Annotated in this window: 9 protein-coding genes; all 9 read right to left on the minus strand. The window is 63.1% G+C overall.

Annotated elements, in window-relative coordinates:
* Positions 1 to 650: 650 nt before the first annotated feature.
* The 9 genes from rpmG to K6N12_RS11935 all read right to left on the minus strand — a co-directional run bounded on the left by rpmG (position 651) and on the right by K6N12_RS11935 (position 12140).
* A complete protein-coding gene (gene rpmG / locus K6N12_RS11895; protein WP_003587245.1) occupies positions 651 to 818 on the minus strand; it encodes a 50S ribosomal protein L33 in 168 nt (55 codons plus the stop codon).
* 92 nt (positions 819 to 910) lie between these two features.
* Positions 911 to 2095 carry an MFS transporter gene (locus tag K6N12_RS11900; RefSeq protein WP_054181885.1) on the minus strand — a complete coding sequence of 395 codons (1185 nt, stop codon included), beginning with the start codon at positions 2093 to 2095 and terminating at the stop codon, positions 911 to 913.
* A 254-nt stretch (positions 2096 to 2349) separates the two neighbouring features.
* The gene (locus K6N12_RS11905) at positions 2350 to 2802 is read right to left on the minus strand and encodes a DUF983 domain-containing protein (protein WP_097627238.1); all 453 of its coding nucleotides are present in this window, start codon (positions 2800 to 2802) and stop codon (positions 2350 to 2352) included.
* A gap of 71 nt (positions 2803 to 2873) precedes the next feature.
* Complete coding sequence (rnr, locus tag K6N12_RS11910; protein ID WP_131711060.1) at positions 2874 to 5246, minus strand: ribonuclease R; 2373 nt, start codon at positions 5244 to 5246, stop codon at positions 2874 to 2876.
* Between the two features lies 1 nt (position 5247).
* Positions 5248 to 7902, minus strand: coding sequence for a type I DNA topoisomerase (gene topA / locus K6N12_RS11915; RefSeq protein WP_097627242.1), 2655 nt, complete (start codon positions 7900 to 7902; stop codon positions 5248 to 5250).
* A 171-nt stretch (positions 7903 to 8073) separates the two neighbouring features.
* Positions 8074 to 9216, minus strand: a complete 1143-nt coding sequence (gene dprA, locus K6N12_RS11920; protein WP_097627244.1) for a DNA-processing protein DprA — start codon at positions 9214 to 9216, stop codon at positions 8074 to 8076.
* Positions 9216 to 9836, minus strand: a complete 621-nt coding sequence (gene plsY, locus K6N12_RS11925; protein ID WP_097627247.1) for a glycerol-3-phosphate 1-O-acyltransferase PlsY — start codon at positions 9834 to 9836, stop codon at positions 9216 to 9218. The genes dprA and plsY overlap by 1 nt, the downstream gene beginning before the upstream one ends.
* 61 nt (positions 9837 to 9897) lie before the next feature.
* The gene (locus tag K6N12_RS11930; protein WP_097627249.1) at positions 9898 to 11187 is read right to left on the minus strand and encodes a dihydroorotase; all 1290 of its coding nucleotides are present in this window, start codon (positions 11185 to 11187) and stop codon (positions 9898 to 9900) included.
* On the minus strand, positions 11184 to 12140 hold the full coding sequence (locus K6N12_RS11935; RefSeq protein WP_097627251.1) for an aspartate carbamoyltransferase catalytic subunit: 957 nt from the start codon (positions 12138 to 12140) through the stop codon (positions 11184 to 11186). Before K6N12_RS11935 ends, K6N12_RS11930 begins: the two co-directional genes overlap by 4 nt.
* Positions 12141 to 12301 lie beyond the last annotated feature (161 nt).

Genomic DNA, 12301 nt, shown 5'->3' on the forward strand with positions numbered 1-12301 from the left:
AAAAATTTGCAGTCAAATAGCCCAAAAATGGATTTCCGGCTTTGCTGCGGATGCGCCGCTGCCCGATAGTCTTGAAGGCGTCCGGCCATAGCTAAAAATAAAACCCCGACTATAAAAACCGCCTTCGGCCGATGGGCGGAAATAGAGTCCCGCCGCACCACATCACGTAGGGGGAGGGCAGGTGTAGGTTATTACGTTATATTGTCGAATTTCTTGGGTGGGTCAGCGTCTAGGCTTCATCCCTAAGCAGAGGCGATAAATCTTTGTATGTACCAAAACTGGACTTTTAACCATAGAATCAAGTCCGCAAAAATCATCATTAAGAATTTGTTGATTTTCTTTCATTTTTGCGCAAATTATCGGCTCATAAGAGAAGCGCTCCCGCTGAGGAGTTGTCGATACCCCATGATGCTCAGGTCCGCCGCATCTCCTGGGTCGTGGGGTCGGTCGGCTAGTAGGCAAGTTATAGCGGTTCCTCGTGCCGTTTTGCATGCTGGCCGACCCCCTTTCAAGAAAACGCCGCCACTTCCCGAAGATGGAAGGGCGGCGTTTTTCTGTTTGCGCTGTCATTTTCAAGAGGGCCAATTCGGGCAATAAAAAACGCGCAACCCGAGGGCGCGCGCTTTTTGCGAAATCCGGCAACCAAGTGATTACTTGATCTTGGTTTCCTTGAACTCGACGTGCTTCTTAGCAATCGGGTCATACTTCGTCTTCGTCATCTTGTCCGTCATCGTACGGCTGTTCTTCGTCGTGACGTAGAAGAAACCGGTGTCGGCTGTCGACAGCAGCTTGATCTTGATTGTTGTAGCCTTGGCCATGGTCGTCCTGCCTTTAAGAAAATGAAAGCCGTGGAAGCCGGATGGGCTCCACGGCAAATTCTGGCGCGAAACTACGAATCCCGCCCGAAAAGTCAAGTCCGTTTTCGAATGAACATCAGTCTGATGCCGGAAAGTAGGGCGTAGAGGCCGAAGAATGCGGCAATCGCCCAGGCAAAACCGTTATTTCCGGCGACATCGATCGCCGCACCGATTGCCTGCGGCCCGGCCACGGTTCCCATCGCATAACAGAAGACGAAGGCGGCATTGGCCGCCGCAAGGTCGGAGCCCGTCAGCCGTGAGCCGAGATGACTGAGGCCGACCGTATAAAGGCCGGAGACGCAGCCGCCCCAGAAAAGCAGGAGCCCGGCCATCAGCAGCCAGTTGTCAACCAGCAGCGGCAGCATCATCGAACCGACGAAGCCCATCAGCGCCATGCCGGCCAGAAGCGGCCGCTTGTCGGGAATGCGGTCGGAAAGCAGGCCGAGCGGGATCTGGAAGATGACATTGCCGACGCCCATCATGGTAAGCAGAAGTGCGGCCTGCGATTCGGTGAAATGGGCGCGTACGGCAAAGATCGGGAACAGGGACAGGCCGCCCGCTTCGACCGCGCCGAAGATGAAGACCGCCGCCGTTGCCGTCGGCACCAGGAAGACGTAGCGCATGAAATGCAGCTCCGGTTTTTCCTCGAGCACCGGGCTCTCGTCGCGGGCAATGAAGATCGGAATGGCGGCCAGCAGGATAGCGCCGGCGCCGATCAGGAAGGGGAAGATGCCGTCGCTGCCGAGGATCGAAAACAAGAGCGGCCCGGCCGCAAAGCCGAGGGAAAGCACGGTCGCATAGATGCCGAGCACGAAGCCGCGTTTGGACGGCGGCGAGGCGGCATTGATCCAGAATTCGGAAAGGATGAACAGCGTCGTCGTTGCGCCGTGAAAGGCGAAACGCAACGGAAACCACATCCAGAAATCCTGGGCATAATAAAACCCAAGCGCGCTCAGCGCCGAAATCAGCACCGCCCAGAGCATAGTCGGCGCAACGCCGTATTTATGCGCGAGCCTGGTGGTGATGGGTGCGGCGGCCATCGCCGCGACGCCTGCCATCGCCGTGTTCAGCCCGATCAGTGTAGACGAGATGCCGCGTTTTTCCAGGATGATGCTAAGAAGCGGGAGCCCGAGGCCGATTGCTATGCCAACGGCTGAGATCGACGAGATGGCTGCCACCAGAGAAGGCCAATGGATTTCCTCGACATCGCCCGGTGTGCCGTTTCTCGGCTGAGACATTTATCCATCCTTAGAAAGCTGCGCGAGCGAATCGGCCGGTCCCCGTCGGACAGATAGACACAGACGTGCCAAATCCGGGTGACGGATGCCGCTTCGCAGTATTTCCGATGTGAGTGACCATCTGCGGAATGTAAAGCCCGTTCGGCCAAGAAATGCTTACCATGTCGGGTTGAGGATCGTCGGCTGCCGCATTTGGGTGGTGGTCGGTGGAGCGCTGGCACTACACGGTAAATATGTCTGGAAGGTGAAAGTGATCACTCCGGGGGTCCGGGGATGTCATAATCGTCCGGACCATCGCTCTCGCCGCCGAAACCGTGCATGCGCAGCGCCCATTGCAGGCCGATGACGCCGCCCTTGATCGGCTGGATCGAGGCGAGCGCGGTGATGACGGTGATCGGTGCCCAGATGGCAATATGCACCCATATCGGCAGCACGAAGGTCATGTCGGTCAGCATGTAGCCGCCGACCACGACGTGTCCGAGAACGAGGATGACGATGTAGGGCGGCAGGTCGTCGGCGCGTTGGTGATGCATCGCCTCGCCGCAGGCCGCGCAATGATCGACCGGCTTCAGGAAGGCACGGAAAAGTTTGCCGCTGCCGCAGGCCGGGCAGCGGTTCACCAGCCCGCGCAGGATGGAGCGTCCCAGCGGACGCTCGGCCTCGGGCCTGTCGCCATAGCGGACGACCGGTTCGGTCGGTGTGCTCATCGCATCTTCCTCTTCAGGCCGCATAGGCTGGTGAATCTCGCCCAATGCCGCTTTCGGACAGCCGGAACATTTCAATGCCGCCCGCGCGGTGGCCTCGTTCCCGGCTTCTTGCGAAGCTGGCCCCGGTCGCGGCGGCCGGCTTTGTGGAAGGAGCGCACCGCCGCCGGCATCGCGCGCCCTTCGCTGACCATCTCGAACCGAAGCGCGCCGGCAAGCGGGATTGCTTCGGCAAGCTTCACCGTGACGTTGTCGCCAAGGCGATAGCCGAGCCCCGTACGTTCACCCGAGAGCGCCTGATGCGCCTCGTCATAGATGAAATAGTCGGTGCCGAGCGTCGATATCGGGACGAAACCGTCGGCGCCATACTCCGGCAGGGCGATGAAAAGCCCGGATTTCGTAACACCCGAGACCCGCCCGGCAAATTCCTCGCCGACGCGTCCGCTCAAATGATGCGCGATCAGCCGGTCGACCGTCTCACGCTCGGCCGCCATCGCCCGGCGCTCGAAGGTCGAAATTTCCGCGGCGATATCGTCGAGCGCTGCCTCTTCCTCTGTCGTGATGCCGCCTTCGCCGAAGCCGAGCGAGCCGACGAGGGCGCGATGCACGATGAGATCGGCGTAACGACGGATCGGCGAGGTGAAATGCGCGTATTTCATCAGGTTGAGGCCGAAATGGCCAATATTCTCGGGGCCGTAGATCGCCTGGCTCTGCGAGCGCAGCACCATCTCGTTGACCATGGTCTGGTGCGGCGTGCCGTCGGCCTTCGCCAGAATGCCGTTGAAGTTGTTGGCGCGCATATTGCCGCCCTTGGCAAGCGGGATGCCGAGCGTCGCCAGGAACTCGCGCAGGATTTCCTGCTTGGCAAGCGTCGGCCCGTCATGGATGCGGTAGATCAGCGGCTGGCGTTTCTTTTCCAGGGTCTCGGCGGCGGCGACGTTCGCCTGGATCATCATCTCCTCGATCAGCTTGTGCGCGTCGAGCCGCGGCGGCACGTGGACCCGGTCGACGGTGCCGTCGGGCTTCAGCAGGATCTTGCGCTCCGGCATGTCGAGTTCCAGCGGCTGGCGCCGGTCGCGGCCGCGCTTCATCACCTCGTAGGCGTGCCAGAGCGGCTTCAGGATCGGCTCGAGCATCGGCCAGGTCTTGTCGTCCGGCTTGCCGTCGATCGCCGCCTGCGCCTGCTGGTAGGAGAGTTTGGCCGCGCTCTTCATCATGACGCGATGAAACGTGTGGCCGATCTTGCGGCCTTCCCCGGAAAAGCTCATGCGCACGGCAAGCGCCGGGCGGTCGACGCCTTCCTTCAGCGAGCAGAGATCGTTGGAAATGCGCTCCGGCAGCATCGGCACGACGCGATCCGGGAAATAGACCGAGTTGCCGCGCTTCAGCGCCTCGCGGTCGAGCGGCGACTTCGGGCGGACATACCAGGAGACGTCGGCAATCGCCACGGTGACGATGACGCCGCCGGGGTTGTCGGGCGAGGGGTCGAGTTCGGCATAGACGGCGTCGTCGTGGTCCTTGGCATCGGCCGGATCGATGGTGATCAGCGGCACGTCGCGCCAGTCCTCGCGATGCGACATCGTCGCCGGTTTTGCGTCCTCCGCCTCGGCGATGACGGCTGGCGGGAAGACATGCGGAATGCCGTGCGCATGGATGGCGATCATCGAGATCGCCTTTTCCGAGCCGACCGAACCCACGACCGAAAGCACCTTGGCGCGGGGCAGGCCGAAGCGCCCGAGACGGGCGACTTCGATCTCGACCAGGTCGCCGTCTTTGGCACCGCCGGTGAAGTCTGGATCGATGACCATCTCCTCGCCGCGCCGCTCGATCGGCAGCAGCCGGCCGCCGCCGCCGGGTGCTGCGCGGAAAACGCCCATCGAGGCGCCGCGGCGCTTGTCGATCACTTTGATGATCCGCGCCGTATAGGCCGGCCCGCCGCGATCGACGGCCGGGAAGATCTTCGCCAGAATGCGGTCGCCGAGGCCGGCGACCGGTGCCTTGCCCTTGCCCTGGCGGCCTGCGGGCGATTGCTGGCGGATGGCGACGGCGGGCGCGACACCCTGATCCTCGGGCCATTCCGCCGGCCGGCCGATCAGATCGCCGTCCTTGTCGCGCGTGGTGATATCGAGAACGGTGACCGGCGGCAGCGCGCCGGGGCGGATCAGCGACTTGCGGTTCTTCTGCAGCATGCCTTCCTGCTCGAGCTCCTGCAGCATGTGCTTGAGCTCGACGCGGCTGTCGCCCTTCAGCCCGAAAGCCTTGGCGAGTTCCCGCTTGGAAGCTTTCTGCGGATGATCGGCGATGAAGCGCAGGATCACCTCCCGCGACGGCAGCGCGCCGTGGACGATATTCAGCGGCTCGACGGCGGGAGCATCCTTGCCGGCACGGCCGATCTTGCCCGGGCGCTTGCCCGCAGGGTTCGTTCTGTCGCGCGGTATTCTGCTCACGTCAGCTCTTTTTCGATTTCGCGGGCGCTTTCGCCTTCGTTGCCTTTGGCTTGGCCGCCGTCTTGGTGGTCTTGGCTTCGGCCGCCGCCGCCTTCGGCTTGGCTTTCGCCTTGCTCGTCTTGCCCGCAGGCGCCTTGCCGGCCTTTTCCGTGATCAGCGCCAGCGCCTCCTCGACGGTGATGGCCTGCGGATCCTTGCCCTTGGGCAGTGTGGCGTTGACCTTGCCCCAGTTGACGTAAGGACCGTACTTGCCGTCGCGAACAGTAATGGCGCCGCCATCGGGATGATCGCCGAGCGTCTTCAGCGCCGCCGGCGTGCCGCGCGAACCGCGGCCCGGCGCCTGTTTTGCCTTTTCGGCAATGACGGTCACGGCGCGGTTGAGGCCGACCGAGAACACATCCTCGATCGTTTCCAGATTGGCATAGGAACCGTCATGCAGCAGGAACGGCCCATAGCGGCCGATGCCAGACGAGATCATCTTGCCCGATTCCGGATGTTTGCCGATATCGCGCGGCAGCGAAATCAGCGCCATCGCCTTTTCGTAGTCGATGTCCTCAGGCTTCCAGCCCTTCGGCAGCGAAGCGCGTTTGGCCTCCTTGCCGTCGCCGCGCTGGATATAGGGGCCGAAGCGGCCAGAGCGCAGCGTCAGTTCCTCGCCGGTCGTCGGATCGGTGCCGAGGTTCTTCGGTTCGTTGAGGGCGGCACCATCCGCTTCTCCGCCGTTTTCGGAGGAGAGCTGGCGGGTGTAATTGCATTCCGGATAGTTCGAGCAGCCGACGAAGGCGCCGTATTTGCCGAGCTTCAGCGACAGGTTGCCGGTGCCGCAGACCTGGCAGATCCGGGGATCGCTGCCGTCTTCCCGCTTCGGGAAGACCAGCGGCGCCAGCGCCTCGTTCAGCGAATCGAGCACATTGGTGACGCGCAGTTCCTTGGTGTCTTCGATCTGGGCGAAGAAATCTTTCCAGAAATCGCGCAGCACCTGCTTCCAGTTCAGCTCGCCGGCGGAAATCCGGTCGAGCTTTTCCTCGAGATCGGCGGTGAAGTCGTATTCGACATATTTGGTGAAGAAGCTTTCGAGGAAAGCCGTCACCAGCCGGCCCTTGGCCTGCGGGATCAGCTTGCGTTTGTCGATCGTCACATAGTCGCGGTCGCGCAGCGTCGTCAGCGTCGCGGCATAGGTAGAGGGGCGGCCGATGCCGAGCTCTTCCATCTTCTTGATCAGCGAGGCTTCTGAGTAGCGCGGCGGCGGCTCGGTGAAATGCTGGGTCGAATTGATCTTCTGCTTGGCGAGCGTCTCGCGCGCATTGATCTCCGGCAGGCGGCCACCCTCGTCGCCGTCGTCGCTCTGCTCGCCGTCTTCCTTCTGATCGGTATAGGCGGCTATGAAGCCATCGAAGCGGATGACCGAGCCGACGGCGCGCAGCCCGGCCTTCTCGCCCTTGTTGTCGGCGGTGATTTCAGCCGTCGTGCGCTCGATTTCGGCCGAGGCCATCTGGCTGGCGATACCGCGCTTCCAGATCAGGTCGTAGAGCCGAATCTGGTCGGCGTCGAGGAATTGGCGCACGCGGTCGGGCGAGCGGTAGAAATCGGTCGGGCGGATCGCCTCGTGCGCCTCCTGGGCGTTCTTGGCCTTGGTGGAATAGAAGCGCGCCTTTTCAGGCATATAACGCTCACCGAACTGGTCGACGATGGCGCGGCGCGCCGCCTCGATCGCCTCGGGCGCCATCTGCACGCCGTCGGTTCGCATATAGGTGATGAGACCGACGGTCTCGCCGCCGATATCGACGCCTTCATAAAGCTTCTGGGCGATCTGCATGGTGCGCGATGCGGAGAAGCCGAGATTGGAGGAGGCAGCCTGCTGCAAGGTCGAGGTCGTAAATGGCGGTCCGGGATTGCGCTTGACCGGCTTGGCTTCGACCGTGTCGACGACATAGCTCGCGCCGTCCAGCAACGCCTTCAGGCGGCCCGCGTCCTCGCCGTTGCCGATCGCGCGCGGCTGCAGCCGCTTGCCGTTGGCCGAAACCAGCCTTGCCTCGAACTCGTCGCCACGCGGCGTCTTCAGCAGCGCCGAGATGTTCCAGTATTCTTCCGAAATGAACCGCTCGATTTCGGATTCGCGGTCGCAGACCAGGCGAAGCGCCACCGACTGGACGCGGCCGGCGGAGCGTGCGCCGGGCAGCTTGCGCCAGAGGACCGGCGAAAGATTGAAGCCAACGAGGTAGTCGAGCGCGCGGCGCGCGAGATAGGCGTCGACCAGCGGCACGTCGATGTCGCGCGGATCGGCCATCGCGTCGAGCACCGCCTTCTTGGTGATCGCGTTGAAGACGACTCGCTTGACCGGCTTGCCGTTCAGCACCCGCTTCTTGTTGAGCATGTCGAGGACGTGCCAGGAAATCGCTTCGCCTTCGCGATCCGGGTCGGTCGCGAGAAAAAGGCCGTCGGAAGATTTCACCGCGTCGGCGATATCCTTCATCCGTTTGGCCGAGGCCCCGTCGACCTCCCAAAGCATTTCGAAATCCTGATCGGGGAGGACCGAGCCATCCTTGGCAGGCAGATCGCGCACATGGCCGAAGGAGGCGAGCACTTTGTATCCCGAACCCAGATACTTGTTGATCGTCTTGGCCTTGGCAGGCGATTCCACCACTACAACATTCATGATGATTCTCTAAAAAAGGAAACGACGCCAGCGTTGAAACCAGCGCAACACACACCGCGACATGGATGTCGGCCCTCCGACATGGACAGGGAAATCGCTGCGGTCAAGGGGTTAGCTACAATTTTACGTCTTGCGGCTGCTGCAAAGCGGCCGGCCCGTATCGCGCAAAGCTCAATCGGAAAGCGAGATGAGACCGCCCTGATGCCGGTGCAGCCTGCCTGCGATGTCGAGTTCCAGCAGGATCAGATAGACCGCCGATGCCGACAGTCCGGTGTGGCGGATAATATCGTCGATCTCGACCGGCGTCGGCCCGAGCGCATCGATGATGCGATTGCGATCCGTATCGCCGGGCGGCATCGTCATTGCCCCGCCGTCACGCGGCGGCTCCTCCGCCATCGACGACGGGAACAGCTCGAATTGCACAAGCGGCGCCAAGGCCTCGATGACATCGGCGGGTGCGGTGACGATCGAAGCGCCGTCCTTGAGCAGGCCGTTGGTGCCATGGCAGCGCGGATCGAGCGGTGAGCCCGGTACGGCAAATACCAGCCGGCCGAACTCGCCGGCAAGGCGGGCGGTGATCAGCGATCCCGAGCGCGTTGCCGCTTCCACCACGACGAGGCCGAGCGCGATGCCGGCGATCAGCCGGTTCCGCCGCGGGAAATCACGGGCGCGGGGCTCCCAGCCGAAAGGCATTTCGCTGACCGCCAGGCCGTTGCCGCCGGTTATCTCCGCAAGCAGGCCGATATTCTCCGGCGGGTAGGGTTGGTCGAGACCGCCGGCAAGGGCCGCGATCGTGCCCGTCTCCAGGCTTGCCCGATGCGCCGATGTGTCGATGCCGCGCGCCAGGCCCGAGACGACGGTATATCCAGCCCGGCCGCAGTCGCGGGCCACCATCGCCGCGAATTTGGCGCCGGCGATCGAGGCGTTGCGCGAGCCGACGACGCCGACAGCAGGTCGTTTGGCGGCGGCAAGCGTGCCCTTGACGGCCAGCAGCGGCGGCGCGCCGTCGATCTGCTTCAGCGCCTGTGGATAGTCCGGCTCGCCGATGCCGACGAAGCGGGCGCCGAAACGATGCGCCGCCTCCAGCTCCCGATGCGTCTCGGCCTCGCTGGCGATACGGATTGCCCGCGTCGCACCGCCGCGCGCCGAAAGCTCCGGCAACGCCGCAAGCGCCGCCTCGGCCGAACCGAAATGATTGATGAGGTCGCGAAAGGTCGCCGGGCCGATATTGTCGGAACGGATGAGGCGCAGCCAGGCAATTCTCTGCCGTTCGCTCAGCACAGTGCCTTTTGGTCCCGCGCTCAGCGCATCCATTATCCCTTCGCCCCGATCTTGCTTTCCGTGCCGCCCATCAGCCGGGAGATATTCGCCCTGTGCTTCCAGTAGGAGATCAGCGTCATGATCGCCATGACGGCTGCAACCTTTTCATTACCCAATATCCACAGCGCAACCGGGATGACAAGCATGGCGACCAGCGCCGACAGCGAGGAATAGCGGGTGGTGAAGGCGATTGCCAGCCAGACGGCGGCGAAGAGCACTACCATGATCGGTGCGACGCCGAGCAGGGTGCCGATATAGGTGGCGACGCCCTTCCCGCCCTTGAAGCCGATCCAGACCGGGAAGAGGTGGCCGATGAAGGCGAAGAAGCCGGCGATGATCGCAGCCTCCTCACCGAGAAAGTAACCGACGACCCAGGCCGCCGCCGATGCCTTCAGCGCATCGAGCAGCAGCGTCGCCGCCGCGAGCTTGCGATTTCCGGTTCTCAGCACATTGGTCGCGCCGATGTTGCCGGAGCCGATGCTGCGCACGTCGCCGAGCCCGGCGGCGCGCGTCAGGATCAGGCCGAAAGGAATGGAGCCGAAGAGATAGCCGATGACGGCGGCGGCAAGCGCGATCGGCAGCGTGATCTGCCATGACATGAGATTGGATAACATATACCGCCTCAGCCCCTCCGTGGCCTATCCCTAATATCCCGTTTTTTAAGGACACCGTTTCCTAAAGCGCGTGGACAAGCTTTCCCGAGACATATGTCGCGACCGCCCGCCCGCTGAAGCGCGCATCTTCGAACGGCGTGTTCTTCGAGCGCGAGAGAAGCATGTCTTTGGCGACAAGCCAAGGCTCATCGAGATCGATCAGCGCGATATCGGCCGCAGCCCCCGGCTTCAGCGTGCCGGCGGGGAGGCCGAAAATCTCAGCCGGGCGGGTGGACATGGCGTCGATCAGGCGCATCAGGCTCACCTGGCCGCCATGGTGAAGCCTCAGAGCCGCCGCCAGCATGGTTTCGAGGCCGATCGCCCCGTCTTCAGCCTCGCCGAAGGGCAGTCGCTTCGTATCGACATCCTGCGGGTCGTGCGAGGAGACGATGATATCGATCTCGCCGCGTGCCAACGCCTCGACCATGGCGCCCCGGTCGTCTTCCGGGCGCAGCGGCGGGTAGAGCTTGAAGAAGGTGCGATATTCGCCGATGTCGTTTTCGTTGAGCGCCAGATTGTTGATCGAGATGCCTGAGGTCACCTTGGCGCCGCGGCTGCGGGCGCGTTCGATCGCCTCGACCGACTGCGGCACCGAGATCATCGCGGCATGATACCGGCCGCGTGTCAGCTCTGCGATCCTGAGATCGCGTTCGAGCGGGATCAGCTCGGCTTCTCTTGGAATGCCGGAGAGCCCGAGCCAGCTGGCGAAAAGCCCCTCATGCATGACGCCGTTGGCGCCAAGATATTTGTCGCGCGTTTCGCAGCAGATGACGGCGCCGAATTCGCGCGCATAGGTCATGATCCGCCGCAGCACCTGCGTGTCGTGGACGCTGGAATGGGCGTCGGTGAAGGCGACGGCGCCTGCTTGCATCAGCAGGCCGATCTCCGTCATCTCCTCGCCGGCAAGCCCCTTGGTCAGGGCGGCGGCCGGATAAACGTTGACGGCAGCGGTGTCGCGCGCCGTCTTCTTGACGAATTCAACGAGCGCGATGTCGTCGATGACGGGATCGGTGTCCGGCATCATGATGATCGAGGTGACGCCGCCGGCTGCGGCCGCCCGGCTCGCCGAGGCGATCGTTTCGCGGTGCTCGCCGCCGGGTTCGCCGATATGGACGCGCGCATCGACGAGGCCGGGCGTGGCGACAAGGCCGGCGCAGTCGCGGATATCAGCGCCTTCGGGCGCGCCCTGGTTCTGCGCCGCGCTGCCGGCAGCCAGGATCACCCCGTTTGCGGCGATGATCGAACCCACCTCGTCGAGATTGCGCGAGGGATCGACGATGCGGACGTTCTGGAGGACGATCGGGTTGCTCATGCCTTCAATCCATCGGTTCGGGGGCCTTGGTTCTGCGATACGAGCAGCGTCTCCATCACCGCCATTCGCACCGCGACCCCCATTTCCACTTGTTCGGCGATCACGCTCTGCGGACCGTCCGCCACCTCGGAGGCGATCTCAACGCCGCGGTTCATCGGGCCGGGATGCATGACTAGCGCATCCTCTTTCGCCGCCTTCAACGTTTCGGCGTCGAGCCCGTAGAAATGATAGTATTCGCGCACCGAAGGCACGAAGGCGCCGGACATGCGTTCGCGCTGCAGCCGCAGCATCATCACCACATCGGCGTCCTTCAGTCCTTCCTTCATCGAATGGAAGACCTCGACGCCCATATCGGCGATGCCGGCGGGCAGCAGAGTGGCGGGCGCGACGACGCGCACGCGGGCGCCCATCGCATTGAGCAGCAGGATATTGGAGCGCGCCACCCGCGAATGCAGCACGTCGCCACAGATCGCCACGATGATGCGCGGGAGCTTGCCTTTGGCGCGGCGGATCGTTAGCGCATCGAGCAGCGCCTGGGTCGGATGTTCGTGCTGCCCGTCGCCGGCATTGACGACCGAGCAGGAGACCTTCTGGGCGAGAAGGGCGGCCGCCCCCGCGCTCGAATGGCGGATGACCAGCACGTCGGGGCGCATCGCATTCAGCGTCATCGCCGTATCGATCAGCGTCTCGCCCTTCTTCACCGAGGAATTGCCGACCGACATGTTCATGACGTCGGCGCCGAGCCGCTTCCCGGCAAGTTCGAACGAGGCCTGCGTGCGTGTCGATGCCTCGAAGAAGAGGTTGATCTGCGTCAGTCCGCGCAGCGTCGATGTCTTCTTCTCTCGCTGGCGGCTGATCTTGACGGCTTCGTCGGCCTTGTCGAGCAGATAGGTGATATCCTGCTCGGTGAGGCCCTTAATGCCGATGAGGTGGCGGTGGGGGAAAAAGACCATGACCCTGCCTCTTGCTGTCTCTGGCGGGTCTATAAAGAGTGCGGCCCGCCGGGGCAAGCATGCGCTGTGGGCAAAGGCTTATGTCCCCATGCATTTTCGCCAGAATTCCGATAGAGCAGAATGAACCGAATCATAACTTCCGGTTTCCCTTTGCCGGGTTC

The organism is Rhizobium redzepovicii (assembly GCF_019793435.1).
Classification (GTDB): Bacteria; Pseudomonadota; Alphaproteobacteria; order Rhizobiales; family Rhizobiaceae; genus Rhizobium; species Rhizobium redzepovicii.

Coding starts and splice junctions, on each gene's coding strand:
- K6N12_RS11930 (WP_097627249.1), bottom strand. CDS start 11,187: ATGAGCAACCCGATCGTCCTCCAGAACGTCCGCATCGTCGATCCCTCG.
- K6N12_RS11900 (WP_054181885.1), bottom strand. CDS start 2,095: ATGTCTCAGCCGAGAAACGGCACACCGGGCGATGTCGAGGAAATCCAT.
- topA (WP_097627242.1), bottom strand. CDS start 7,902: ATGAATGTTGTAGTGGTGGAATCGCCTGCCAAGGCCAAGACGATCAAC.
- plsY (WP_097627247.1), bottom strand. CDS start 9,836: ATGTTATCCAATCTCATGTCATGGCAGATCACGCTGCCGATCGCGCTT.
- K6N12_RS11905 (WP_097627238.1), bottom strand. CDS start 2,802: ATGAGCACACCGACCGAACCGGTCGTCCGCTATGGCGACAGGCCCGAG.
- dprA (WP_097627244.1), bottom strand. CDS start 9,216: ATGGATGCGCTGAGCGCGGGACCAAAAGGCACTGTGCTGAGCGAACGG.
- K6N12_RS11935 (WP_097627251.1), bottom strand. CDS start 12,140: ATGGTCTTTTTCCCCCACCGCCACCTCATCGGCATTAAGGGCCTCACC.
- rpmG (WP_003587245.1), bottom strand. CDS start 818: ATGGCCAAGGCTACAACAATCAAGATCAAGCTGCTGTCGACAGCCGAC.